At 65.7% G+C, this 25,266-nt stretch carries 24 protein-coding genes and 1 tRNA gene; 9 read left to right on the top strand and 16 right to left on the bottom strand.

The genetic code is table 11. The features are described 5' to 3' along the window. Positions 1-99 precede the first annotated feature (99 nt). A complete protein-coding gene (locus WHX56_RS06965; RefSeq protein ID WP_129245017.1) occupies positions 100-333 on the bottom strand; it encodes a hypothetical protein in 234 nt (77 codons plus the stop codon). A gap of 120 nt (positions 334-453) precedes the next feature. Then, positions 454-1,335 carry an NAD(P)H-hydrate dehydratase gene (locus tag WHX56_RS06970; protein ID WP_338880837.1) on the bottom strand — a complete coding sequence of 294 codons (882 nt, stop codon included), beginning with the start codon at positions 1,333-1,335 and terminating at the stop codon, positions 454-456. A 145-nt stretch (positions 1,336-1,480) separates the two neighbouring features. On the opposite strand from WHX56_RS06970, the gene WHX56_RS06975 reads away from it, so the two are divergent. Further along, positions 1,481-2,314 carry an enoyl-CoA hydratase/isomerase family protein gene (locus WHX56_RS06975; protein ID WP_129245019.1) on the top strand — a complete coding sequence of 278 codons (834 nt, stop codon included), beginning with the start codon at positions 1,481-1,483 and terminating at the stop codon, positions 2,312-2,314. An 11-nt stretch (positions 2,315-2,325) separates the two neighbouring features. On the opposite strand, the gene WHX56_RS06980 is transcribed toward WHX56_RS06975, so the two are convergent. Together WHX56_RS06980 and WHX56_RS06985 are read right to left on the bottom strand one after the other, a co-directional pair. Then, positions 2,326-3,066, bottom strand: coding sequence for an enoyl-CoA hydratase-related protein (locus WHX56_RS06980; RefSeq protein ID WP_338880838.1), 741 nt, complete (start codon positions 3,064-3,066; stop codon positions 2,326-2,328). Further along, on the bottom strand, positions 3,063-4,037 hold the full coding sequence (locus WHX56_RS06985) for an NAD(P)H-dependent flavin oxidoreductase (RefSeq protein ID WP_287754406.1): 975 nt from the start codon (positions 4,035-4,037) through the stop codon (positions 3,063-3,065). Before WHX56_RS06985 ends, WHX56_RS06980 begins: the two co-directional genes overlap by 4 nt. Before the next feature lie 181 nt (positions 4,038-4,218). On the opposite strand from WHX56_RS06985, the gene WHX56_RS06990 reads away from it, so the two are divergent. The 4 genes from WHX56_RS06990 (at position 4,219) to WHX56_RS07005 (ending at position 8,932) form a co-directional block, all read left to right on the top strand. Then, the gene (locus tag WHX56_RS06990; RefSeq protein WP_129245022.1) at positions 4,219-4,842 is read left to right on the top strand and encodes a TetR/AcrR family transcriptional regulator; all 624 of its coding nucleotides are present in this window, start codon (positions 4,219-4,221) and stop codon (positions 4,840-4,842) included. Between the two features lie 43 nt (positions 4,843-4,885). Then, positions 4,886-6,034, top strand: a complete 1,149-nt coding sequence (locus WHX56_RS06995) for an acyl-CoA dehydrogenase family protein (RefSeq protein WP_338880839.1) — start codon at positions 4,886-4,888, stop codon at positions 6,032-6,034. A gap of 106 nt (positions 6,035-6,140) precedes the next feature. Beyond that, a complete protein-coding gene (locus WHX56_RS07000) occupies positions 6,141-7,370 on the top strand; it encodes a CaiB/BaiF CoA transferase family protein (RefSeq protein ID WP_287754407.1) in 1,230 nt (409 codons plus the stop codon). 41 nt (positions 7,371-7,411) lie between these two features. Beyond that, on the top strand, positions 7,412-8,932 hold the full coding sequence (locus WHX56_RS07005; RefSeq protein ID WP_338880840.1) for a 3-hydroxyacyl-CoA dehydrogenase: 1,521 nt from the start codon (positions 7,412-7,414) through the stop codon (positions 8,930-8,932). Positions 8,933-9,004: 72 nt separating this feature from the next. Here WHX56_RS07005 and WHX56_RS07010 read toward each other — a convergent pair whose 3' ends face one another. Then, the gene (locus tag WHX56_RS07010; RefSeq protein WP_338880841.1) at positions 9,005-9,919 is read right to left on the bottom strand and encodes a c-type cytochrome; all 915 of its coding nucleotides are present in this window, start codon (positions 9,917-9,919) and stop codon (positions 9,005-9,007) included. A 232-nt stretch (positions 9,920-10,151) separates the two neighbouring features. On the opposite strand from WHX56_RS07010, the gene WHX56_RS07015 reads away from it, so the two are divergent. Further along, a tRNA-Arg gene (locus WHX56_RS07015) sits at positions 10,152-10,226 on the top strand. Between the two features lie 235 nt (positions 10,227-10,461). Here WHX56_RS07015 and WHX56_RS07020 read toward each other — a convergent pair. The 4 genes from WHX56_RS07020 to WHX56_RS07035 form a co-directional block, all read right to left on the bottom strand. Then, entirely contained in the window at positions 10,462-11,607 is a 1,146-nt protein-coding gene (locus WHX56_RS07020; RefSeq protein ID WP_338880842.1) for a PrpF domain-containing protein, read from the bottom strand. Between the two features lie 193 nt (positions 11,608-11,800). Further along, positions 11,801-12,730, bottom strand: a complete 930-nt coding sequence (locus WHX56_RS07025; protein WP_338880843.1) for an electron transfer flavoprotein subunit alpha/FixB family protein — start codon at positions 12,728-12,730, stop codon at positions 11,801-11,803. 2 nt (positions 12,731-12,732) lie between these two features. Further along, positions 12,733-13,482 (bottom strand): electron transfer flavoprotein subunit beta/FixA family protein, encoded by a 750-nt coding sequence (locus WHX56_RS07030; protein ID WP_338880844.1) that lies wholly within the window; start codon positions 13,480-13,482, stop codon positions 12,733-12,735. A 92-nt stretch (positions 13,483-13,574) separates the two neighbouring features. After that, positions 13,575-14,396 (bottom strand): IclR family transcriptional regulator, encoded by an 822-nt coding sequence (locus WHX56_RS07035; protein ID WP_129241461.1) that lies wholly within the window; start codon positions 14,394-14,396, stop codon positions 13,575-13,577. 123 nt (positions 14,397-14,519) lie between these two features. Here WHX56_RS07035 and WHX56_RS07040 point away from each other — a divergent pair, with 123 nt between their 5' ends. Both WHX56_RS07040 and WHX56_RS07045 read left to right on the top strand, forming a co-directional pair. Next, positions 14,520-15,701 (top strand): thiolase family protein, encoded by a 1,182-nt coding sequence (locus WHX56_RS07040; protein ID WP_338880845.1) that lies wholly within the window; start codon positions 14,520-14,522, stop codon positions 15,699-15,701. A gap of 15 nt (positions 15,702-15,716) precedes the next feature. Continuing rightward, positions 15,717-16,109: a Zn-ribbon domain-containing OB-fold protein gene (locus tag WHX56_RS07045; RefSeq protein ID WP_129241462.1), complete on the top strand. Its 393-nt coding sequence runs from the start codon at positions 15,717-15,719 to the stop codon at positions 16,107-16,109. Positions 16,110-16,203: 94 nt separating this feature from the next. Here WHX56_RS07045 and WHX56_RS07050 read toward each other — a convergent pair whose 3' ends face one another. The 6 genes from WHX56_RS07050 to WHX56_RS07075 are packed head-to-tail and all read right to left on the bottom strand — an operon-like array spanning position 16,204 to position 22,907. Continuing rightward, entirely contained in the window at positions 16,204-17,394 is a 1,191-nt protein-coding gene (locus WHX56_RS07050) for an iron-containing alcohol dehydrogenase (protein ID WP_338880846.1), read from the bottom strand. Between the two features lie 15 nt (positions 17,395-17,409). After that, on the bottom strand, positions 17,410-18,594 hold the full coding sequence (locus WHX56_RS07055) for an acyl-CoA dehydrogenase family protein (protein WP_338880847.1): 1,185 nt from the start codon (positions 18,592-18,594) through the stop codon (positions 17,410-17,412). A 24-nt stretch (positions 18,595-18,618) separates the two neighbouring features. Further along, on the bottom strand, positions 18,619-19,395 hold the full coding sequence (locus WHX56_RS07060; protein WP_129241465.1) for an enoyl-CoA hydratase/isomerase family protein: 777 nt from the start codon (positions 19,393-19,395) through the stop codon (positions 18,619-18,621). 45 nt (positions 19,396-19,440) lie between these two features. Next, the gene (locus WHX56_RS07065) at positions 19,441-20,646 is read right to left on the bottom strand and encodes a CoA transferase (protein WP_338880848.1); all 1,206 of its coding nucleotides are present in this window, start codon (positions 20,644-20,646) and stop codon (positions 19,441-19,443) included. Beyond that, positions 20,643-21,881: a CoA transferase gene (locus WHX56_RS07070; protein ID WP_338880849.1), complete on the bottom strand. Its 1,239-nt coding sequence runs from the start codon at positions 21,879-21,881 to the stop codon at positions 20,643-20,645. Before WHX56_RS07070 ends, WHX56_RS07065 begins: the two co-directional genes overlap by 4 nt. Positions 21,882-21,929: 48 nt before the next feature. Beyond that, positions 21,930-22,907 carry a Bug family tripartite tricarboxylate transporter substrate binding protein gene (locus WHX56_RS07075; protein ID WP_129241468.1) on the bottom strand — a complete coding sequence of 326 codons (978 nt, stop codon included), beginning with the start codon at positions 22,905-22,907 and terminating at the stop codon, positions 21,930-21,932. Between the two features lie 289 nt (positions 22,908-23,196). Between WHX56_RS07075 and WHX56_RS07080 the strand changes: the two genes are divergently transcribed. Continuing rightward, positions 23,197-24,216, top strand: a complete 1,020-nt coding sequence (locus WHX56_RS07080) for a D-2-hydroxyacid dehydrogenase (RefSeq protein WP_338880850.1) — start codon at positions 23,197-23,199, stop codon at positions 24,214-24,216. A gap of 22 nt (positions 24,217-24,238) precedes the next feature. On the opposite strand, the gene WHX56_RS07085 is transcribed toward WHX56_RS07080, so the two are convergent. Continuing rightward, positions 24,239-25,207: a tripartite tricarboxylate transporter substrate binding protein gene (locus WHX56_RS07085; protein WP_338880851.1), complete on the bottom strand. Its 969-nt coding sequence runs from the start codon at positions 25,205-25,207 to the stop codon at positions 24,239-24,241. Positions 25,208-25,266 lie beyond the last annotated feature (59 nt).

Consider the following 25,266-nt stretch of genomic DNA (forward strand, 5'->3'; position numbering starts at 1 on the left):
CGCCGCAGCGGGCGCCGGGGAGCCGGCGGGCGTTGCGGCGGCGGCGCGCCAGGCTGGATCGCGGGAGATCGGTCGCGATTCAGTCCAGCGCGGCAGGGCTTACCACTGCGAGCCGGAGAAGCGCGAGCTGGCGGCGCGTGCCTTGTTCATCGAATCATTCACTTCGTCGATGAAGGCAAAGACGGCGGCAACGGCTGCGATCACGGTTTGGCCGGCCTTCTTCAGGCTGGTCAGCGGGTGGGCATTCGGTTGGTTCTCGAGGGCGCCGCGGAGCAGGTCACGCTCCAGCGCGTCGGTCAGGCGGGCAGTGTGGTTCAGGGTCAGTTCGCTCATGGCTTTCTCCAGTCCGTTTCGTCATGGGGTAAACCATTATAGGGATAACCCTAGGATAAAAGCAATGTGTTTTCCAGGGTAAACCCTAGTATGTTGTAAAAATGTTTATTTGACGGGGACTTAGGGGGTGGAAACGGGCCCCCGGCCGGTATTGCGCAGCCCGCGGGCCGCGTCCGCCAGTTCCCCGGCCGTCAGGCCGATGGGCCCGATGCCCTGGGCGACCAGCGCGTCCGCCGCCGCGCCGTGCAGCCAGACGGCACCGGCCACGGCCTGGTCCAGCGGCAGGTTCTGCGCGATCAGGGAACCGAGCATGCCGGCCAGCACGTCGCCGGTCCCGGCGGTGGCCAGCCCCGGATTGCCGCTAGTGTTGATCCGCAGTTCGCCCTGGGGCGGGCAGACCACGGTGCCCGCGCCCTTCAGCACGATCCAGGCCCCGTAGCGCCCGGCCAGCTCCCGGGCGGCGCCCGGCCGGTCGGCCTGGACGTCCGCCGTGCTGGCGCCCAGCAGGCGGCCGGCCTCGGCGGGGTGGGGCGTCAGCACGACCGGGCCCGGGCCCCAGCCGGGCTGGATGTCGCCCCGCGCCAGCAGGTTCAGGCCGTCGGCGTCCAGCACCAGCGGCGATCCCCGCCGCAGGACGAACAATTCGGACAACGCGTTGGCGGCCAGGGTGCCGGCGCCTATGCCGCAGCCGGCCACCCAGACGGTGACGCCCCAGTCCTCCTCCAGCAGCGAGCGGGCGTCTCGCAGCATCAGTTCGGGCTGCAGCGGGTCGCAGGCCAGGGGCGGGGCTTCCTGGGCGAAGCCCACCAGCACCTTGCCGGCGCCGGTTTTCAAGGCCGCCCTGGCGGCAAGCAGCGCCGCGCCGGTCATGCCCGGGCCGCCGCCCAGCACGCCGACGGTGCCGAAGCTGCCCTTGTGCGTGTCCACGCCGCGGGGGGCGAACAGGGCGGGCAGGGCGGCGCGGTCGATCTTGGCGCCGGCGGGCGGGACGGGGGTGTTCATGGGCTGAGGCTCCGCTGGGAATCGGCATGGCGTGGAAGGCGGTATCCACTATAGTGCGCCGAGACGGGCCGGCCCAGCGGGCCGCCCCGGGCGGGCAGTCCCGGAAGGGCACCCGCCACATCGAAAAGACAACGCGGAGAAGACAATGACCGACATTACGCTGGAACACTATTCGGCCTACGAGGCCTTGAAGCTGCGCCGGCACCCCGGCGGCGTGCTGGAACTGATCATGGGCGCCAAGGGCGGGCTGCCGGGCAAGCTGTCCACGGCCGACGACCGCATGCACCGCGAACTGGCCGACATCTGGCGCGACATCGACACCGATCCGGACACCCGCGTGGTGGTGATCCGCGGCGAGGGCAAGGGTTTCTCGGGCGGGGGCGACCTGGACCTGGTGCAGCAGATGGCGGACGATTTCGACGTGCGCGCCCGCGTCTGGCGCGAGGCCCGCGACCTCGTCTACAACATCATCAACTGCAACAAGCCCATCGTGTCCGCCATGCATGGCGCGGCGGTGGGCGCGGGGCTGGTGGCGGGCCTGCTGGCCGACATCTCGATCGCGGCGCGCGATGCGCGCATCATCGACGGCCATACCCGCCTGGGCGTGACGGCGGGCGACCATGCCGCCATCGTCTGGCCGCTGCTGTGCGGCATGGCGAAGGCCAAGTACTACCTGATGCTGTGTGAAACCGTGACGGGCGAGGAAGCCGAGCGCATCGGCCTGGTGTCCCTGTGCGTGGACGAGGCCGAGCTGATCGGCCGCGCCTTCGAGGTGGCCAACAAGCTGGCCGCCGGGTCGCAGACCGCCATCCGCTGGACCAAGTATTCGCTGAACAACTGGCTGCGCATGGCGGGGCCGAGCTTCGATACCTCGCTGGCCCTGGAATTCATGGGCTTCGGCGGCCCGGACGTGCGCGAAGGGATCCAGTCCCTGCGCGAGCGCCGGGCGCCGAACTTCCGGCCCGAATCGCCGTTCTGAGGCGCGCAGCGTTATTTCTTGAAGAACTTCGCGAACGCCGCTTGCGCCTCTTCGGTCTGCAGGCGGGCGCGGAACTGGTGGGCCTCGTAGTCCAGCGTTTCCTGGATGGCCTGGCGGTCCGGGCGCCGCAGCATCGACTTGGTCAGGCGCAGGGCCGCCGGCGGCTGGCGCGCCAGGTCGGCGGCGGTGGCCTGCGCGGCCGCCAGCGCCTGCCCGGCGGGCGTGACGGAAGTGGCCAGGCCGGCCTCGAAAGCCTCTTGCGCCGAAAACGCCTTGCCCTGCAGCAGCCATTCGGCGGCGCGGCGGGCGCCGGCCAGTTTCGGCATCAGCAGGCTGGACGCGCCTTCCGGGCACAGCCCCAGCGCCACGAACGGCATGCGCAGGGTGGCGCCTTCCGCGACGTGGACGAAATCGCAATGCTGCAGCAGCGTCACGCCGATGCCGATGGCATAGCCCTCGACCGCGGCGATGACCGGCACGTCCGCCGCCGTCAGCACCCGCAGGAACGCGATGCCCGCGCTGTCGCCGGCGCCGCGTTCGGCCTGGAAGTCGCGCAGGTCGTTGCCCGCGGTGAAATGCCCGCCCGCGCCGGCCAGGATCACCGCCGACACCGCCTGGTCGGCGCTGGCCAGGGCGATCTGTTCGGCCAGCGCGGCGTAGGTCGCGATGTCCAGCGCGTTGCGGCGGTCCGGGCGGTCTATCGTCAGGGTCAGGACCGCGCCCTCGCGGGCGACTTTCAGCCCGCCGCTCATGATGCGAAGGCCCTGCCGTCCACGCGGGCCTTGGCGTCCGCGTATTCGCGGCGCAGCGTGTCGACGATCTGGCGCGTCGGCAGCACGCTGGCGATGCCGCCCACCCCTTGCCCCGCGCCCCAGATGTCCTTCCAGGGCTTGACCCGGGTCGAACCGAAGTTGGACGCGCCGTTCTCGGGCTGCGGCAGGTTGGCCGGATCCAGCCCGGCGGCGGCGATGCTGGCCTTCAGGTAGTTGCCGGGGATGCCGGTGAAGAACGGCGTATAGAGGATGTCGGAGGCGCTGGCGTCCACGATGGCGGATTTGTAGCCTTCGCTGGCGTTGGCCTCTTCGCTGGCGATGAAGCGCGTGCCCATGTAGGCGAAGTCCGCGCCCATGGCCAGGGCGGCCAGGACGTGCGCGCCGGAGGTGATCGCGCCGGACAGGATCAGCGGGCCGTCGTAGAAACGGCGCACTTCGGCCACCAGGGCGAAGGGGCTGAGCGTGCCCGCGTGCCCGCCCGCGCCGGCGCACACCAGGATCAGGCCGTCCACGCCGGCCTCCAGCGCCTTTTCGGCGTGGCGCAGGGTGGTCACGTCGTGGAACACCTTGCCGCCCCAATCGTGCACGCCCTTGACCAGGTCGCCGGGCGCGCGCAGGCTGGTGATGATCAGCGGCACGCGATGGCTGGCGCACACCGCCAGGTCTTGTTCCAGGCGGTCGTTGGACTGGTGGATGATCTGGTTGACCGCGAACGGCGCCACGGCGGCGCCGGGGTGGGCCTCGCGGTGGGAGGCCAGGCCGGCCTGGACCTCGTCCAGCCAGTCGGTGAGCAGGCTTTGCGGGCGCGCGTTCAGCGCCGGGAACGAGCCCACGATGCCGCTGGTGCATTGCGCGACCACCAGCTTCGGATTGGACACGATGAACATGGGGGCGCAGATGACCGGCAGGGACATCTGGCCATACAAATCAGTCACGAGAGAGTGGGGCATGGGCGTCGTCGCGGAAAAAGGTCCCAAGAGGGCTTGAGCATCGTTGGCCGGTGTGTCTATAATTACATACCGACCGTCCGGTAATTAATTAATCCCTATTAAACGGCATGCGCCGAAGCGCTGTCAATGGAGGTTCGCTCGAACCCCCGGCAGCGCCGGCGCCGCCCTTCAAAGGCTGTCAATGGCGACCTCCGCCCCTCCCGTCCAGAAACGCGCCCGCGCCGGCCGGCCGCCCTCGTCGGCGGCGCCGCGCGAACGCATCCTGGAAGAAGCCGCCAAGCTCTTCGCCCGCAGCGGCTACGACGGCAGTTCCGTGTCGGACCTGGCCGCGGCCCTGGGCGTGTCCAAGGCGGCCATCTATCACTACTACACCACCAAGCAGGACATCTACGACGCCATCATCCTCGGCGTCCTGAGCGGGCTGACGCAGACCGTCGGCCAGGACGTCGCCCGGGCCGACGGCGCGGCCGCCGGTCTGCGCGCCTTCATGGTGGGCCACGCGCGCTATTTCGAGCAGCACCATGCCGAGTTCGTCACCATGCTGATCGGCTATTCCGGTATGGCGCTGACCGAGCGCGAGGACGCCGCCCGGCTGCGCGACGGCTACGAAAAACGCCTGCGCGAGGTGATCGCCCAGGGCGTCGCCGATGGCGTGTTCAGGCCGCTGGACGTGCCGGCCGCCGGCCGCGCGGTGCTGTCGATGCTGAACTGGATGGTGCGCTGGTACAAGCCCGGCCAGGGCGACAGCGCCGAAATCATCGCCGCCGGCTATTTCGATTTACTGGTCGGCGGCATGCGCGCCTGAACGCGCCGCCCCGGCTCCGCCTTTTTCTCTTGAGACTTCCATCATGGCCCTCGATACCGAAACCCTGAACCTGCTGCTGGACGCCGTGCGCCGCTTCGTGCACGAGCGCCTGATCCCCGCCGAAGACGAGCTGGCCGCCAGCGGCCAGGTGCCGCCCGACATCGTCCGCGAAATGCGCGAGCTGGGGCTGTTCGGCCTGTCCATCTCGCCCGACTACGGCGGCCTGGGCCTGAACATGGAAGAGGAAGTGCGCGTGGTGTTCGAACTGGGGCAGACCTCGCCCGCGTTCCGGTCGCTGGCGGGCACCAACATCGGCATCGGCTCGCAAGCCATCGTGCTGGCCGGCACGGACGAGCAGCGCAACCGCTACCTGCCCAAGCTCGCCAGCGGCGAACTGGTCGGCTCCTTCGCGCTGACCGAGCCGGACGCCGGTTCGGACGCGATGGCGCTGCGCCTGTCCGCCGTGCGCGACGGCGACGGCTACGTGCTCAACGGCACCAAGCGCTTCATCACCAACGCGCCGATCGCCGGGCTGTTCTCCGTCATGGCTCGCACCGCGCCCGAACGCCGCGCGAACTCCATTTCGTGCTTCCTGGTCGAGGCCGGCGCGCCGGGCCTGATCATCGGCAAGCCCGACAAGAAAATGGGCCAGGCGGGCGCCCTGACCAGCGACGTGGTGTTCGACAACTGCCGCGTCCCCGCAAGCGCCTTGCTGGGCGGCGAAGAGGGCAACGGATTCCGCACGTCGATGCGCGTGCTGGACAAGGGGCGCCTGCACATCTCGGCGCTGTGCGTCGGCATCGCCGACCGCCTGCTGCGCGACGCCGTGAAGTACGCCCTGGAACGCAAGCAGTTCGGCCAGCCCATCGCCGAATTCCAGTTGGTCCAGGCCATGATCGCCGACAGCCAGGCCGAACTCTACGCCGCGCGCTGCATGGTGCTGGACGCCGCCCGCATGCGCGACCGCGGCGAAAACACCACGATGCAGGCCGCCTGCTGCAAGCTCTACGCCACCGAGATGGTGGGCCGCGTGGCCGACCGCGCGGTGCAGATCCACGGCGGTTCGGGCTATATGTCCGAATACGCGGTGGAGCGCTTCTACCGCGACGTGCGCCTGTTCCGCATTTTCGAGGGAACCTCGCAGATCCAGCAGTTGGTGATCGCCCGCGAAACCATCAAGGCGCATTCCTGAACACGCGTCCGGGCTAATATCCAGCTTGACCTACGGTGATCCGGTCCGGCCCGCGCGCAGCCGCGGGCCGGACGTCCTCATTTCTCTTCTAGCGAAAAGATTACAGATGTCGCAACGTCCCGCTCCCCTAACCGGCATACGTGTGCTCGACCTGACCCGCGTCCTGGCCGGCCCCTGGTGCACCCAGAACCTCGCCGATCTCGGCGCCGAGGTGATCAAGATCGAACGGCCCGGCTCGGGCGACGACACGCGGGCCTGGGGGCCTCCCTACCTGAAGGACGAGGCGGGCAACGACACCAGCGAGGCGGCCTACTACCTGTCGGCCAACCGCAACAAGTTCTCCGTGGCGCTGGACATCGCGTCGCCCCGCGGCGCCGAACTGGTGCGCGAACTGGCGCTGCAGAGCGACATCCTGGTGGAAAACTTCAAGGTGGGCGGCCTGTCCAAGTACGGACTGGACTACGACAGCCTGAAGGAAATCAACCCCCGCCTGATCTACTGCTCCATCACGGGCTTCGGCCAGACCGGCCCGTACGCCAGCCGCCCCGGCTACGACTTCATGATCCAGGGCATGGGCGGCCTGATGAGCATCACCGGCGAACGCGACGACCTGCCTGGCGGCGGTCCGCAGAAGGCCGGCGTCGCCGTGGCCGACCTGATGACCGGCATGTATTCCACCGTGGGCATCCTGGCCGCGCTGCACGAACGCTCGCGCAGCGGCGTGGGCCAGCACATCGACATGGCGCTGCTGGACTGCCAGGTGGCCATGCTGGCCAACCAGAACCTCAACTACATGACCTCGGGCGTGGCGCCCGGGCGCGCCGGCAACGCGCACCAGAACCTGGTGCCGTACCAGGTGTTCGCGGCCAGCGACGGCCACCTGATCGTGGCCGTCGGCAACGACAGCCAGTTCCGCAACTACTGCGGCGCGATCGGCCTGCCGGAACTGTCGGCGGACCCGCGCTTTTCCACCAACCCGCAGCGCGTGAAGAACCGCGCGGAACTGGTGCCGCTCCTGGCCGAGCGCATGGCCACCGGCGAGCGCGACCACTGGCTGGCGGCCCTGGAAGGCGTCGGCGTCCCGGCGGGGCCCATCAATACGCTGGACCAGGTCTATGAAGACCCCCACGTGCTGGCGCGCGGCATGAGGCGCGAACTGCCCCATCCGGCGGCGGGCAAGGTGCCGATGGCGGCCAGCCCGCTGAAGTTCTCCGGCAGCCCGGTCGAATACCGCCGTCCGCCGCCCATGCTGGGCGAGCACACCGGGCAGGTCCTGGCCGAGCGGCTGGGGCTGTCGGCCGAAGAAATCCAGGCGCTGGCCCAGAGCCGGTCCTGAGTCCAATCCCATATAGACAGGCAATAGGCAGGAGAGTGTTGATGACGGAGATTCAAACCATCGGCGTCGTGGGCGCCGGGGCCATGGGGCGCGGCATCGCGCAGATCGCGGCGCAAGCCGGGCTGCGCGTCCGCCTTTACGACACCAGCGCCGAGGCCGTGGCCGCCGCGCGCGAGTCGCTGCGCCAGATCTGGGAAAAGCTGGCCCAGAAGGGCAAGCTGAGCGCCGCGGACGCCCAGGCCGCGCTGGGCCGCGTGGAATCGGCCACCGCCCTGACGGACATGTCGAACTGCCAACTGGTGGTCGAGGCCATCGTCGAGCGGCTGGACGTCAAGCGCGACCTGTTCGCCGCGCTGGAAGGCGTGGTGTCCGAGGACTGCATCCTGGCGTCGAACACGTCGTCGCTGTCCATCACCGCCATCGCGGCCGCTTGCAAGCGCCCGCAGCGCGTGGCCGGCTACCACTTCTTCAATCCGGTCGCGCTGATGAAGGTGGTGGAAGTCATCGACGGCCTGCGCAGCGCGCCCGAAGTGGGCGACGCGCTGGCCGAGCTGGCCCGTCGCATGGGCCATACGCCCGTGCGCGCCAAGGACATGCCCGGCTTCATCGTCAACCACGCCGGCCGCGGCATGAATACCGAAGGGCTGCGCGTGGCGCAGGAGGCCGTGGCCACCTTCGCCCAGGTCGACGCGGTCATGCGCGAGCAGGCCGGGTTCCGCATGGGGCCGTTCGAACTGCTGGACCTGACGGCGCTGGACGTGTCCCACCCCGTCATGGAGTCCATCTACCGGCAGTTTTTCGACGAGCCGCGTTTCCGTCCGTCGCCCATCACGACCGTGCGCCTGGCGGGCGGCCTGATCGGCCGCAAGACCGGCGAGGGCTTCTACGTCTACGCCGACGGCCAGAAGCAGGTGCCGGCCGAGCCGCCCGTGCCGGCGCTGCCCGCCGGCCTGAAGGTCTGGGTCAGCCCCAAGCATGCGGAAGGTTACGCGCGCGCCACGGCGCTGGTGGAAAAACTGGGCGCCACGCTGGTGACCGGCTCCGTGCCCGACGCCGACGCCCTGATCCTGGTCACGCCGTTCGGCGACGACGTCTCCACGGCGGTTTCCGCCCAGGGCCTGAACGCGGCCCGCACCGTGGGCCTGGACACGCTGTACGCCTTCGACGCCGCCAAGCGCCGCACCATCATGGTGTCGCCCGCCACCGAAGCCAAGTGGCGCGACGCCGCGCACGCGCTGCTGGCCGCCGACGGCGTGCCCGTGACGGTGATCCAGGATTCGCCCGGCTTCATCGCGCAGCGCATCGTGGCCACCATCGTCAACATCGCCAGCGACATCGCGCAACAGCAGATCGCCACCCCCGAAGACATCGACCTGGCGGTCACGCTGGGCCTCGGCTATCCGGCGGGCCCGCTGGCGCTGGGCGACAAACTGGGCGCCGAGCGCATCCTCGAAATCCTGAAGAGCATGCAGCGCGTGACCGGCGACCCCCGCTACCGCCCCAGCCTGTGGCTGCAGCGCCGCGTGCAACTGGGCATGTCCCTGACGAAAGCCGGCGCGTAACGCCTCCCGGTCCCAAGAAAAAGCCCCTCGAATGCAGATTCGAGGGGCTTTTTGCTTGAGCGGCGCGATGGCTTACTTGGCGGCGTCCACCATGTATTGCACGGCTGCGCGGATGTCGTCTTCGGAGGCGTCGGCCGCGCCGCCCTTCGGGGGCATCGGCGGCTTGCCCTGCATGGCGACCTTCACCATGGCGTCCATGCCGGTCTTGATGTAGGGATCCCAGGCGGCCTTGTCGCCGAACTTGGGGGCGTTGGCCACGCCGGTGGCGTGACAGGCGAAGCAGACGCTCTTGTACAGCTTTTCGCCGGCCGGGTTGACGGCCGCGGCCGCTTGCGGAGCGGCGGGCGCCGGGGCTTGCGCGGCCGGAGCCGGAGCCGCGGCGGGCGCGGGAGCCGCGGGCGCAGGCGCGGCTGCTGCTGCTGCTGCGGGAGCGGCGGCCGGGGCGGCATCCGCTTCCTTCTTGTCGCCTTCCGCGGCCGGAGCGGCGGGTTCGGGCAGCGAGCCGCCCGACTTGTTGGCCATGTAGACCACCGCGCGCGCGACTTCGTAGTCGGACAGCGCGGGGTTGCCGCCCTTGGCGGGCATGCCGCCCTTGCCGTGCAGGGCCACGTTCAGCATGGCGTCGTAGCCGGCCTTGATGAACGGAGCCCACGCGCCGTTGTCGCCGACCTTGGGGGCACCCGCCACGCCGGCGGTGTGACAGGCCGTACAGACGGTGGAGAAAACCTGTTCGCCGGTCTTGAAGACCTTGGGGGCATTGGCATCGACCAAGGCAAAACCCGCGACTGGGGCGATGCGCTTGGTGACGGCTTCGTTGGACATCGTATCCGAACCGGCCCCTACCTTGGTGCCCGAAGCCACCATGTTCACCAGTAGGATGATGATGGCGATGGGAACCACGAAAGACAGTACGACCGTGACGATCAGTTGCTTCGGGGTTTTGATGGGGGAGGAGTGCTCTTCTATGTGTTCCTGCTCGTTGCTCATGACCAAATCCTGCTAACGGGTACCGGGGGCGCCTGGCGGCGGCAACAGAAAATCAGTACTGCACAAGTCGGCGGCGATGATGGCCCGCCTTGCAAGCAAACGCTGGATTATATAACGGTGTCATAGACACGGGGCCAATGCAACTGCCGGGGTTTTCGCTGAGTTTGGCGGAAGATTCGATCCGCTTCATGCAGTTCCCCGAAAACTAGGTACAATACCGCCTCCTTGCACTGCGCCCGTAGTTCAATGGATAGAATGAGAGTTTCCGAAGCTCTTGATACAGGTTCGATTCCTGTCGGGCGCGCCATCGAATCAAGGACTTAGGTCCGGCGTGGGGCCATTGTGTGCCCAAAACGCCAAGCCCATCCGCCAGGACGGGCCGCCAGGGTCCCTCCGCCGTGCAAGCCCACGGCGGCATATTCAAGAAAACGCCCCCCCCTTCCGCCGCGTATCAGCAGTTTCGTGGCTTGGCCAATGCCAGACGTGATCCAATGTGGAACGCTGCGGGATCCGTCGGAAAAAAATACCCTGCCGTCCGTCGATTACAGGGAATTCCCCCGCAGGAAAACACGACCTTCCGCGATGCGCCTTGCGGTCCGTTCTATTGCGGCCTGTTCAACATGCCATTCGTTGCCGCGCCGCGCCACGCTGGCATCGACGTGGATAACACCGCTTGGATGTCCGAACGTATAACGTCTCGGGCCCGGCGCGCCGCACAATTGCGCAGGAAGGCTGCCGGAGATTCCACAAGCCATGCCGGTCGTGACCGTGACCGTGCCGGCCAAGGTTTTACTGGCAGAGCCGGAGGCGTACTGTCTGCACACGAGGTCCAGGCGATCGGCGCTGATCAGTTCGCCCGTCGTGCACGTATGGTAATCGCGCGGCTTTTGCAGCATTACCAGCATCGGCGTGGAAGGGGCGCTGCGCTGGTGCCAATAGTCGCTCAATCCCAGGCGGATAGCGACCTCGCGGCGCACCGCATCCATGTGGGCACGAAGCGCAAGGTCGCTATCGATGACCTGGGGATCTTCTGTGCCGGATAGTCCGAAGGACTCGGCGCGGGCGTAGATGACGAGATTCGCGCCATCCACGACGGATACCGTCACGCTTTCTCTGCCTGGAACGGCGATCTCTGTCTGCACTTCTCCGAAGGGCAGCAGCCGGCCCGTGATTGCGCCGACTGCCCGCGAGAAATCCAGCGCTATGGGCGCGCCACGCCCAGGAACCCCGCCGATCTGCAAATCGCCCTGCGTGATGACCTGAGTCGACGTTGTCGGGACGCTGACATGGACGATCCGATCTGTGTTCAGGTTGTGAACTCGTACCAGCGTATGTCCGTCCCGCGGCGTGACCAGGCCGCTTTCAATCGCGTATACCCCGGCGGCAGCCGTCAGGTTGCCGCAGTTCAGGTTGTAATCGACTTCCGGGGCCAGGATGCCGACCTGGCCGAAGAGGTAGCTGACGTCGCTGTCTTCGCGGCGTGGCGGGCCCATGATGGCAGCCTTGCTGGTCAGTTTGTCGGCTCCGCCCAAGCCGTCGATCTGGCGGCGGTCGGGGCTGCCAAAGATGTCGAGCAATAGGGCCGTCAGCGATTCACGGTCGGCAGGAACATCGGATTCCCGGAGAAAGATTCCTTTGCTCGTGCCGCCGCGCATCATGACGAATGGCAAGCTGTCCGGAGTGTGCATCGTGCAGGCCCAAAGAGGTGTTTTGCGTGATCCGATCGCCTCACGGTGCAGGCTGTCGGCATAGCAGACACTCTACGCAAGTTGCGAGCCCTTGCGGACGCAGCAGGCGGGGGAACCGGTCCATATAGTGAAAATCCCGCCTCAATGGAAAAACCGGCCCGAAGGCCGGTTCGTTGTGAGTGCAGACCGGGAATTACAAATTGCCGGCCAGTTCCGGCACCACCTGGAACAGGTCGCCCACCAGGCCGTAGTCGGCCACGCCGAAGATCGGGGCTTCCGGATCCTTGTTGATGGCGACGATGACCTTGGAATCCTTCATGCCGGCCAGATGCTGGATGGCACCCGAGATACCAACCGCCACGTACAACTGCGGCGCGACGATCTTGCCGGTCTGGCCGACCTGCCAGTCGTTGGGCGCGTAGCCGGCGTCCACGGCAGCGCGCGAGGCGCCGAGCGCGGCGCCCAGCTTGTCGGCCAGCGGATCCAGGATCTTGAAGTTCTCGGCGCTGCCCAGGCCGCGCCCGCCCGAGACCACCACGCGCGCGCCGGCCAGTTCCGGACGGTCGCTCTTGGCGACCTCGCGGCCCACGAACGTGGACAGGCCCGAATCGGCGACGGCGGCGACGTCTTCCACCGCTGCGGAACCCCCCTGCGCGGCAACCGCGTCAAAGCCGGTGGTGCGCACGGTGATGACCTTCACGGCGTCGGCCGATTGCACGGTGGCGATCGCGTTGCCCGCGTAGATCGGGCGCTGGAACGTGTCGGCGGATTCCACGCCGATGATGTCGGAGATCTGGGCCACGTCGAGCTTGGCGGCCACGCGCGGCGCCACGTTCTTGCCCGAGGCGGTGGCCGGGAACAGGATGTGGCTGTAGCTCGACGCCACGGCCAGCACCTGGGCCGCGACGTTTTCCGCCAGGCCGTCGGCCAGTTGCGGGGCGTCGGCCAGCAGCACCTTGGCCACGCCCGCGGCGGCGGCGGCCTGGTCGGCCACGGCGCGCGCATTGGCGCCGGCGACCAGCACGTGCACGTCGCCTCCGATCTTGGCGGCGGCGGCGACGGCGTTCAGGGTTGCGCCCTTGAGCTGGGCGTTATCGTGTTCGGCAATAACCAGCGTCGTCATGATCAGACCACCTTCGCTTCGTTCTTGAGTTTGTCCACCAGGGCCGCGACATCGGCCACCTTGATGCCGGCCTTGCGGGCCGGCGGCTCGCTGACCTTCAGCGTCTTCAGGCGCGGCGCGGGATCGACACCCAGGTCTTCGGGCGTGACGGTGTCCAACTGCTTCTTCTTGGCCTTCATGATGTTCGGCAGCGTGACGTAGCGCGGCTCGTTCAGGCGCAGGTCGGTGGTGACGATCGCCGGCAGCTTGAGCGTCAGCGTTTCCAGCCCGCCGTCCACTTCGCGCGTCACCGTGACTTTGCCGTCGGCCAGTTCGACCTTGCTGGCGAACGTGGCTTGCGGCCAGTCCAGCAGCGCGGCCAGCATCTGGCCGGTCTGGTTGGCGTCGTCGTCGATGGCTTGCTTGCCCAGGATCACCAGTTGTGGCTGCTCCTTGTCGACCAGCGCCTTCAGCAGCTTGGCCACGGCCAGCGGCTGCAGTTCGGCGTCGGTCTGCACCAGCACGCTGCGGTCGGCCCCGATGGCCATGGCCGTGCGCAGCGTCTCCTGGCATTGCGCAACGCCGCAAGACACCGCCACGACTTCGGCCACCGCGCCTTTTTCCTTCAGGCGAGTCGCTTCTTCGACGGCGATTTCGTCAAAGGGGTTCATGGACATCTTCACATTGGCGATATCCACGCCAGTCTGATCAGACTTGACGCGCACCTTGACGTTGTAGTCGACGACGCGCTTGACCGGCACCAGCACTTTCATGCAATAGCTCCTTTTTCATATGAAATCCCGGTCGTCGCAACGACCGGGACGGTAATTTCCCAATGCCGGGACCGGCATGCAGACAGGCGGGCCTAGGCCTCGTCTTCCCTCGATTCCGCCTGTAGTTCAGCCTGGATCTCGCGCACGGTGTTGGTCAGTATCTCGACCTTCTCTCGCAGAAAACTGCCCGCGAGACGCTTCTTCAAGGCGGAAACGCTCAATGCGCCCACCGGCAACCCGTGCCGGTCGAAGATCGGCATGGCCAGCGACAGGATCTCCTGCACTTCGAGCACTTCGTTGATGAAGTACCCCTTCCTGCGCACATGCGCGATGTGGTGCCACATGGTGGCGGTATCGAACCTTGGATAGTCCCGATCCAGCCGTGCCTTGTTGGCCTGGTAGATACGCTCGATCTCGTCATCCTCGAAACAACTCAACAAGGCAATCGCACCGCCGCCGATATTCAAGGGACGGTGCCGGCCGACATCCGTTACAAAAGCCTTGACCGGATACGCACCCTCGGCGCGCGCCGCGCAGACCCCGTCGAAACCCGATCGTATGGTCAGGAAGGCTGTGTCGCCCGTCGCTTCGGCCACCCGTTGCAGGAACGGCAGACAGACATCCCGCAGATCGAATTGCGGCGCCGCCGCCAGGCCCATTTCGTAGACCAGCGACCCCAGGAAGTACTTCTTGGTCCGGCCATCCTGGCGGACGAGGCGCTCCGTTACCAGGGCCTGCAGGATCCTGTGCGCGGTCGGGCGCGAGAAATCAGCCGCCTTGTACAGATCCACCAGACGCATTCCCACACGATTGTTCGTGGTGATCAGCGTCAGCAGCTTCGCACAGCGATGAATCATCTGCGTGCCGGTGCGGCCCTCGTCGGTGACCGCATTATCCTCAAACCTTGCATTCATTGCACGCTCCTAAATCTCACTTTGTAGACTTTTGTATGTGGTCAAAACCGACGATACCCCTAGATAATGGTGGAACGATATCCAGTTTTAAAAAAATAGTCCACATTGAGGGAGATTTATCAGGTGGCAACCGATACCTTGGACACCAGCACATCCGGCATTTCGGCCGTGGTGGGCATAGGCCACACCGATTGGGTGGAAGACTACAAGCGCGTGCGCAATGGCGAAAAGCCGCATGACTCCTATGGCTACGCCGCCCTTGCGTTCAAGCGGGCGCTGGACGACGCCGGCATTTCGCGCGACGAGGTCGACGGCCTGATCGTCGGCCCCACGACGGCCTATGAGCGCATGGGAGAGATCCTGAACATCGATCCCCGCTGGGGCGGGCAGGCGGATGCCGTCCAGGCGGTGTTCCAGGCCGTCATGGCGATCAAGTCGGGCATGGCCGAGGTCGTGGCGCTGGTCTACGGTAACGACCAGCGATCGGCCGCGGTCCAGTACGGCGGACCGGAAGCGATGGGCGGCGGGTCCTTCCTGTCGTACGTCTATCACAGCCCCTGGGGCCTGACGTCGCAGGGCGCGCTGTATGCGCTGATGTTCCAGCGCTACAAGCAATTGCACGGTATCGGCGACAGCGATCTCGGACAGGTCGCCGTCGGCCAGCGGCAATGGGCCAGCCTGAACCCGAACGCGCTCATGCGCAACAAGCCGCTCAGCCTGGACGATTACCTGGCCGCGCCGTACATCGCCGAGCCGTTGCGGATGAACGACTACTGCCTCATCAATGACGGCGGTGTCGCCCTCATCGTCATGGAGGCAAGCCGCGCCCGCCGCCTCGCCAACAACAAGGCGGTGACGATCCACGGCCTGGGCCGCAGCGACCTCAACCATCATGCCACCAGCCTCGGGCCGCGTTTGATGGACTTTTACCTCCCGGCGCAGCGCGGCGCGGCCGAGCAGGTATACGCGGCCGCCGGCGTGGGCCCCAAGGACATCGATGCCCTGATGGTGTACGACAGCTTCAGCCCGCATATCTTTTTCGCGCTGGAGGGCTTCGGCTTCTGCAAGCCTGGCGAAGCCGCCCGGTTCATCGCCGACAACGGCATCGGCGTTGGCGGCAAGTTGCCCGTCAACACGCATGGCGGCCATATCTCGGAGTCGTACATGCAAGGCTGGAACCACCAGATCGAGGCGGTGCGGCAGGCGCGCGGAAAAGAGGGGAAGCGGCAGGTGCCCGACTGCCGTTTCGTGCAGTACGTTTCGGACGTAGCTGGCAAGGCCATGTCCATCATTTATGGACAGTGAAGAAGGTTCCGGATCATGAAGAAAAATCCCCGCTTGTACTCTCCCTACGATGCGCCCATGTGGGAGAGCATTGCCGAAGGCCGGATGAAGTTGCAGCGCTGTCCGGAATCCGGCGTGTTCCGCTACCCGCCCGGCCCGATGTGCCCCGTCAGCCTCAGCATGGAGTACGAATGGACGCCCATTTCGGGAAATGCCAGGATCATCGCCTGGACGGTGTTCCATCGCCAATACCTGCCGGCCTATCCCGCTCCGCATCTGGTGGTCGCCGTGCAGCTTGAGGAAGGCCCCATCATGGTTTCGTACATGGACCACTCCGAACTGGACAAGGTCAAGCTCGATGCGCCGGTCAAGATGGTCTATGCCGATCATCCCGATGGCTACCGCGTACCGAAATTCGCGCTGAATTGACGGCACGCATCCAAAGCACATGCCCGCCGCGCGCTTCATGCGCGCGGCGGGCATGTGCTTTTCGGCGCCGGTCCGGCCGAACGATGCTATGGGATCAGGTGGATTCCAGAAGAATGGCTTGCAGCCGGTCCCGGTACAGGCTCAGCTCACGCGTGCGATCGGCATTGAAGTTGAACAGGGAAGACGCCAGGGCCTGTTCCCGATCCTGCTTCGACACCCCCTCCAGCCGATCGGGCAAGCCCAATCCCTGTATCAGCGATTGCACCGCCTCGGCCACGCATTCCGGTCTCGCGGCCTCGGCCGCCGGCAAGTCCAATGCCTTGCCCATTTGCGCGACGGCATCCGGGCAGAGGTCCGCAAAATGCCGGATTGCGGAAGCCGTCAGCAAGACGTGGGTGGCCCCCTGGTCCAGATGCGGGACGCCATTGAACAGGGCGGCGCCCAGGGCATAGACTGAGCGCGCCACCCAATGCGCGTCGAAGGGGCGCCCGCCGTCGTCCTCGTCCCGATTCTGCAACAAGGCCGCGGCGCACATATCCAGGCGAGCTTGGACGTCGCCGGGATCCCGCATGCGCGGCAAGGCGGAGCGCGACAAGGTATAGGCATGCAAGCGCGAAGCCTGGACCAGGGGATTGGCCTGGCGGACCGCCCCGATGTTCATCAAGGCGCGCCAGTAGACTCCCAGCCCGGTCGACAGCGCCAGCGAGGGCGGCGCGCTCGCCAAGGCCTCCGCGTCCCAGAAAATCGCGGCGGGGCGGGTCCTGGGGTCGAAGAACTCCAAACGCGGGCCGCCGTTGCCGCGCCGCAAGGCGGCGCCAGCCCGGTTCTGGGCCGACGTCGCGGCGGTCAACACGTTGAAGATCGGCGGCTTGGGCTGCCGCAACCGCGGGCTCACGGGAGCGCCATGTTCGGGATACTGAGTGGCGAGCCGCGCCAGCTCTCCCCCTTCGCCCAGCGCCATCGCGATGACGCGCGTTCCTTTCAGGACGCTGCCCGCGCCGACCGCGATGAGCAGGTCGGCCCGGCAGGCGGCGGCCTGCCGGACGGCTTCTTGCACGTCTTCCAGCGGCGCGTCCTTGCCCAGGCGGGTGTATGCCCCCGCATAGCGATCGCCGAGAAGCTCGCGGATCCGGGCCAGCAAGGGCGTGCGCGTCGCCACGCTGTTCCCGCACACGACGAAGGCGCGCCGCGCGCCCAGCCGGGCGGCCTCGCGCGGCAGCAAGTCCAGCGCGGCGGCCCCGGCGTGGATGCGAACGCCGGGAGAAATGGAAGAAAACTCCGCCATGGCCGCCTCTTTCCGTCAGGCCGCGGGAATGCCGCTGCGCAGCAGTTCGCGCGCCACGACCCACCGGTGCACTTCGCTCGGCCCTTCCACGATGCGCATGACGCGGCACATGCGCGAGATGTACTCCAGGGGCAGCTCCTTCGATACGCCCATGCCGCCGAACAACTGCATGGCGCGATCGACCACCCGGGTGATCATCTCCGTGCCCTGCACCTTCACCATCGAGCCATCGAGGCGGACATCCTTGCCAGAGTCCATCTTCCAGGCCATTTGATAGACCATCAGGCGAACCATTTCGATCTCCTGGTAGCTGTCCGAGATCCACCATTGCACAGCCTGCCGGTCGGCCAGCGGCGCGCCGAAGGTCTGGCGCGTATTGGCCTGTTCGATCATCATGTTCAGGCAGCGGGTGGCCAAGCCCAGGCAACGCGAGGCGATTTCAAGGCGGCGCACGCCCAGGCGCTTGGACAAGGGAGCGAAACCGGCGCCCACTTCGCCCAGCACCTGGCTGTCATCCAGTTCGACGTTGTCGAAGACCACCTCGTAGGGGTGGTATTCGCCGATCATCGGGAACGAGGTCGGGATGCTCAGCCCCGGCGTGCCCTTGTCGACCAGGAAGGCCGTGAACTTGGATCGCTTGTCGGCCGCCGCGTCCGTCACGGCCATCACGATCATGAAGTCGGCGCGGCGCGCGCCGCTGATCCACAGCTTGGTGCCATTGAGCACCCATTTGCCATTCTTGCGCTCGGCGCGCGTCTTGATGGCGGCGGCGTCGGAACCCGCGCCGGGCTCGGACAAGGCCAGGCAGCTCTTCTTTTCGCCGCGGGAATAGGGCAGCAGATAGCGATCCACCTGCTCGCCCTTGCATAGCTCCTTGAGCATGAACAGATTGGGGCTTTCCGGCGGAAGCACGAACGGAACGATACTGTTCTTGAGTTGCTCGATCACCAGGCATTTGGTCAGCATGCCCAGGTCCTGGCCGCCGAATTCCTCGGGAACGTCGATGCCCCAAAGGCCGATGTTGCGCGCCTTTTCCTGCAGCGCGGCTTCCAGTTCGGGCGGAATGAGGGCGGTGTCGGCGAAACCGCGTTCGGCCTCGCGGCGGATGATCAATGCTTCGTGGGGAACGAGTTCTTCCTGTACGAAGCGCGCTACGGTCTCGCGCACCATGCGCGAGGAATCGGGCAATTCAAAATCCAATTTGTTCTCCTGGTGTTCTTTGTTCTAGCGGCCTTGGTAGACCGGCGGGCGCTTTTCCTGGAAGGCGCGCCGCCCTTCGATACGATCCGCCGTATCGCGCAGCAGGCCGAATACATAGCGTTCATTGTCGAGCGCGGCGGGCAGGGGCATATCGGCGCCGCTGGTGACCAGGCGCTTGATGGACCGCACCGACAACGGCGCATTCTGCGCAATGCGCAGCGCGATCTCCCGCGCCGCGGGAAGCAGTTCGTCGCGGCCGACCACCTTGCTGACCAGGCCGATGCGCAGGGCTTCGGCCGCGTCCACGCGGTCGCCCGTCAGGAGCATCAGCATCGCATTGGATGCGCCGATGGCGCGCGGCAGGCGTTGCGTGCCACCGGCGCCCGGGATACTGCCGATGCGGACTTCGGACAGCGCGAAAACAGCGTTGTCCGATGCAACGCGGATATCGCAGGCCAGCGCAAGCTCCATGCCTCCGCCCATCGCATACCCATTGATGGCGCAGATCAGGGGCTTGTCGGTATCCAGGCCTTCCAGTAGATGATCCGAATGCGCGCGGCCGAAAGCCAGCTCGGCGAAGCTCTCCTTGGGCGGCATGGTTTTCTTCAGGTCGGAGCCGGTGCAAAAGGCCTTGTCGCCGGCGCCGGTCAGGATGGCGACGCGGATGTCGTCGTCTTCTTTGATCCGTTTCCAGGCGGCATGCAACTGCCCCCGCATCTCGGGGTCGATGCTGTTCATTGCTTCGGGGCGGTTCAAGGTCAGCGTGGCGACATGATCCTGGACGGCAATATCTAATGCCATGGTCTATCCTTTGCGATGTATGCGTTCAAATTCGGAGCGAGGCCGTCAGGACAGGACGCCTTCGGCGCTCAGTTTCTCGATCGTGGCATCGTCAAGCGCCAACAGATCGCGGCAGATTTCAGCGGTATGCTGGCCCAGCAGAGGAGCGGGCGACGACGGTTCGGAATACGCGTTCGAAAAACGATAAGGGGGCGAGTTGTAGGTGCTCAGGCCCATTTCCGGATGGTCCAGGGTCACCCAGTGGCGGCGGTAGTCCAGTTGCGGATCGTTCACCACATCGCGAGCGTCGTAGACGGAGCCCGCGGGCACGCCGGCATCCTGCAGCGCTCGCGTGAGTCCAGCCATGTCGTGTGTTGCCGTGCGCTTCGCCACTTCGGCATCGATCGCCGGGCGGTGCAGCAGGCGTTCCTGCATGGTGGCCCAGCCGGCTTGAACGGCAAGGCCCAGAACCGCCGCCAGTTTTTCCCATTGAGCGTCGTCGCAGACTTCGATGGCAATCCAGCGATCGTCTCCCGCACAGGGATAGACCCCGCTGGGGGCGTGTCCCGGCCTTGCATTGCCATGGCGGGATTCGATGACACCGTTGACCAGATAATTCATCAGGGCGGGCCCGATGAACGCCAGGGTGGGCTCCATCTGCGCCAGGTCTATGAACTGGCCGCGCCCGGTCCGGCGTTGATGGCGCAGCGCGGCAAGGATGGCGAAGGCCGTGTGGCCGGGATTGGGAATGTGGTCGGGATAGTTCGTGCCAGTGCCGGCGGGCTCGCGATCGGGCAAGCCCGTCATGTGCTGCAACCCTGTCAGCGCGGCGATCGTCAGGCCATAGCCCAGGTCGGATTTCTCGGGACCTTCGGCGCCTTGCATGGACATCGATGCGTAGACGATGCGTTCGGACAAGGCGCGGACCGCTTCGTAGCCCAATCCCAGTTTATCCATCACCCCCGGGGTGAAATTGTTCGTCACCAGGTGGGCATCGGCGATCAAGCGCTTGGCCATCTCCAGGCCGCGCGGATCCTTGACGTTCAGGGTGATGCTGCGCTTGCTCGAATTCCGGTCCGCGAAGTAGCCGCTGCGGTTGACGCCGGGCTTCCCGTCCTTGAACGGCTTCGTCACCCGCAGCGTATCCAGGCGTTGGGAAGATTCGATCTTGATCACTTCCGCGCCCAGGTCGGCCAGGATCTTGGTCGTATAGGAACCCGCGCCTATCCACGAGAAATCGATGACGCGCACGCCTGCCAATAGAGATCTCATTGCACTGTTCCTTGCTGCCGCAGCACTTGCTGCTGGTCTTGGGTGAATCCGGCCCAAGCCAGGATGTCCCGGGTATGCTCGCCGAGCCGGGGAGCCCGCTTGCGCAGCGCCCACGGCGTTTCGGACAATTTATATGGCGCGCCCGGCATGCGAAGCCGGGTGCCGCAAGCGTCCGTCACGTCGACGAAGTACCCTCGATATTCACGTTGCGGGCTTTGGCAGATATCGCGCGTATCGCAGATCGGCGCCAGGGGGATGCGGCGCTCGCGGCCCTTGGCGTGCAGTTCGGCTTTCGTCAGTGTGCGCGCGAACGGCGTGAAGATCTGGCCGAAGCGTTGCTTGGCTTCCTCCGTCACGAGAAAGGCCTGGTCCAGCCAGCGCGGCTCGCGGAACTGCTCCGCGCCCGCCACGCCCTCGCCGATCAGCCAGTCCGTCGTCACCGCCCAGAACTTGTTGCTGCCCACGCCGCCCGCCATCAGATAGATATAGCCATCGCGGCACTCGAATACGCCGGTTCCCGCCAGCCGCTGCGTGCCGGCGTTGCGCTTGCGGATGGAGCCTTCCAGGTCGTAGAACTGGACGGCGTTCTCCATGCCCAGGACCACGCATTCCTGCATGGATACATCCACGTGCTGCCCGATATTGCTGGTTTCGGCGTCGTACACCGCGGCCATTGATGCCACGCTGGCGAATACGTTGGCCGCGCCCACGGCCTGTTCGCCGCAAGCTACCATCGGCGCCGTGTCGGGATAGCCGGCCAAGTACATCATTCCGCCCATGCCCATCGCCGTAAGATCGGTTGCCAGCCAGTGTGAGAAGGGCCCGGACTGGCCAAACGCGGTAATGCTGGTCAGCGTGAGCGACGCGTTGAGCCCGCGCAGATCGGCAAAGCCCAGGCCGCGCCGCGCCATCGCGCCAGGCTGTTCGCTTTCAATGACCAGGGCGGATTGGCTGGCCAGCCTGCGGAAGACTTCCTGGCCGGCCTCGCTGTCCAGGTCCAGGGCGATGCTCTCCTTGTTCGTATTCTGATACTGGAAAGTCAAGCTGGAATCCGGATCCTCTCGACCGGAAATCCGTGGCTCGATATGCCGGGTGGGCGCGCCTTCAGGAGGCTCCACCAGGATTACCCGGGCTCCAAGGTCAGCAAACAGCTTGCCGCAGTAGTTCCCCAGGGGGCCCGCGACGTCAAGTACGGTGATGCCCGCCAGCGCGGCGGCATTTGGCGTCGATGTCATGTGATATGTCCAGCTTTGCCGAGGTCGTGCGTAAACGCGTAAGGGAACTTATTGAACGTGGTAGACGCCGGCCTTCTTGGCGACATCCGACCATTTCTGCAGGTTGTGCTCGATGTTCGTGCGCTGTTCTTCCGGCGAACTCGCGACGACGTCGTAGCCCAGTCCTTCGAGTTGCGCCTGGCGCTTCTTCAGAGACCTGACGATGGCCGAGTTGAGCGTTTCCACGATCTTCGGGTCGGCATTGGCCGGCATATTGAATCCGTACCAGGTATCCGAGTCGTAGCCCTTCAGGCCGATTTCGTCGAGCGTGGGGATGTCGGGGAATTGCTTGTTGCGCTTTGGGCTGCCGATGGCCAGGATGCGGATTTTTCCGGCCGAAACGAATTCCTTGGCGGAGGCCGACTGGACGAACATCATGCTGATCTGGCCGCCAAGCAGGTCCGTCATCGCCGGTTCGCCGCCCCGGTAGGGGACGTGGAGGATGTTCACACCGGCCATGCTTTTCAGCAGTTCGCCAGCCATGTGCTGGGAGCTGCCCAGGCCGGCCGATCCGTAGCTCAGGCTCTCGGGATTCGCCTTGGCATGAGCGATGAGGTCCTGAGCCGTCTTGAAGGGAGAGTCCGAGCGCACGACCAGCACAATGGGCGCGTTGACGGCGATCGACAACGGCGTGAAATCCTTCAGCGAGTCGTAGTTCAGTTTCTTGTAGACGGCCGGGTTGACCGACATGATGCCGTCGGTCGTAAAGCCGAACGTATAGCCGTCGGCAGGCTGACGGCGCAGGAAATCCGCGGCGATCGTTCCGCCCGCGCCAGGGCGGTTCTCGACGATCACCGGCTTCTTGAATTCCTCGCCCAGGTCCTTGCCCACCATACGCGCAAGGGTGTCCGTGCTGGCGCCGGGGACATACGGCACGATCAACTTGATCGACTCGGTGGGGTAGGCGTCGGCCGCACTTGCCTGAACGGCGGACACCAGACACACCGTTCCGGCCAGAAATTTCATCCACTGCTTGATGGAAAACATCGATGTCTCCTGTTTTTTTGTTGAATTCAAAAATCGACTGCATATGACGATTGCACGCTCAGGCACGAGCCGCGAGGCGTATAGATGTTAGGCAGACATCAACGCACAAGCAACGCCAAGAAGGCCACAATATGAACTAATTGGCTGGGCGCTATGGGAGGGTGTGAGAGACGGGCCGCTATTTACTCTCACATTACGGACTAATATCAGGGCCTGGAGATGGACGGCGGGCGGGTTCCTGGCTCAGAATCGCTGGCATTCCATCAGAACTTCCACTACGGAAAGAGACATGCCCAAGCCAGTCCTCCCCCGGAAAACCTGTGTGCTGGTTTCCGCGCACATCAAAGACCAGGGGCACGAGGCGATTGCCGAACTGGCCGCCGCGCATGGCGGCGAGATAACGCTGATCGCGGCGACGTCCGAACTCAGCCAACAGGATCTGGACAGCGTCGGCGTTGCTTTTTTCAGCCGGGACATTCACACCATGCCCGGCCGGCCGGCCTCCAATGAAGAAACCCGTCTTTTCTTCCGCCTGCTGGGTGCCTGCCCCCACCTGAAATGGCTGCATATTTTTTCGGCCGGCTCGGACAGCGCGGCGTACCGGAAATTCCAGGATCGGGGCGTAGTGGTCACCACCAGCCCGCAAGCCAGCGGCAAGGCGGTGGCCACCAGCGCCTTGGCGGGCATCCTGGCGCTGAACAAACGATTCGCGTGGCACTACGCCAATCAACAGGCCCGCGCATGGCGAGCCATGCCCGACGAGATCTGTCCTCTTCCCCTGGACCGGCAGACCGCCGTGCTCATCGGTACCGGGCACATCGGCGCCGTGCTGGCGAAATGCCTGCGGTCCCTGGACATCCGCACCGTCGGCATCAATCGCAGCGGCAAGGCGGTGCCGGACTTCGACGAGACGATGCCGCTGGAACGATTGGACAGCGTCATCGGCGAAGCCGACTGGCTGGTGATTTGCTGCCCTTTGACGGACGAAACCCGTAATCTGATCGATGCCCGCAGGCTGGCAGCCCTTCCCCGAAGTGCATGCCTCGTCAATGTCGGGCGAGGCGGCATCGTCGACGAACCCGCCCTGATTCAAGCCCTGCGGGAGAAACAGATTTCCGGCGCCTACCTCGACGTTTTCGAGCGCGAACCATTGCCCCCCGAATCCGAAATCTGGACGTTGGACAACGTCATCGTCACTCCGCATTCCGCGGCCCGTATCGCCGATTTCAACGAGCGGGCATTTGCGTGCTTCCTCGGCAACCTGGAACGCTGGCTGGCCGGCCGGCCACTGGCAAGCATCGCCGAGTGACCCGCCAGGCCGCCGCGCCTGCTCAATTGTCCAGCGAGATATTCTTGGCCTCGATGACATCGGCCCACATCTTCCGATCGGCCTGGATCAGGGCCGCATAGTCCTGCGGGCTGCTTTTCGCCGGAAGGACGAATCCCAGATCGCCGAATTTCTTCCGGAAGTCCGGATCGTTCAGCGCCGTATTCATCGCCGCCGATAAGGTGGAGATGCGGTCTGGCGGAGTCGCCGCCGGCGCCATGAATCCATAGCGGACCGTCACGATGAAATTCGGATAGCCGAGTTCCGCGAAAGTCGGGACGTCAGGCAGCATGGGCAGCCTTTCCTTCGAGGCGACGGCCAAGGCGCGCACATTGCCAGCCTTGATCTGCGGCAGCGCGGATCCGACCACGCCGAACAGCGCCTGGACCTCCTTGGCCACCAGGGCTTGCATGGCCGGAGCCCCGCCCTTATAGGGAACGTGAGTCATTTGTATGCCGGCCATCTGGTTGAACAGTTCACCGGAGAGGTGGAACGTGCCGCCGATACCCGTGGAAGAGAAGTTCAGCTTCCCGGGATGCGCGCGCGCATAGGCCACGAATTCCTTGAGATCCCGCGCGGGCAGCGATGTGTTGACCAGCATCACCAAGGGCAGGTCGCTCACCAGCCCGATAGGCGTCAGATCCTTGTCCGGGCTGTAGGACAGCTTCTTGTACAGCAGGGGATTGAGCACCGCCGTGGAGTCCGAGGCCAGCATGAATGAGTAACCGTCGGCCTTGGAGCGAGACACATGAAGCGCCGCGATGATGCCATTACCGCCAGTCTTGTTTTCCACCACGATGGGCGACTGTAGTTCGCGCGCCATGCGCTCGCCCATGGCGCGGGCGATCAGGTCCGTCGTCGCTCCCGGTTCATAGGGCACTGTCAACGTGATGGGGCGGTTGGGAAATGTCTCGGCCGCAGCCGTTGCCGCATAGCCATACCCGAACGCCGCCACCGCGGCGGCGGCCGCCATCTGCCGGAATACCCTGGGTTTCCAGTACTGCTTCTTATGCATTTGTTGTCTCCTTCTGG

This window comes from Achromobacter veterisilvae (genome assembly GCF_037619525.1).
In the GTDB taxonomy this organism is placed as follows: domain Bacteria; phylum Pseudomonadota; class Gammaproteobacteria; order Burkholderiales; family Burkholderiaceae_B; genus Achromobacter; species Achromobacter veterisilvae.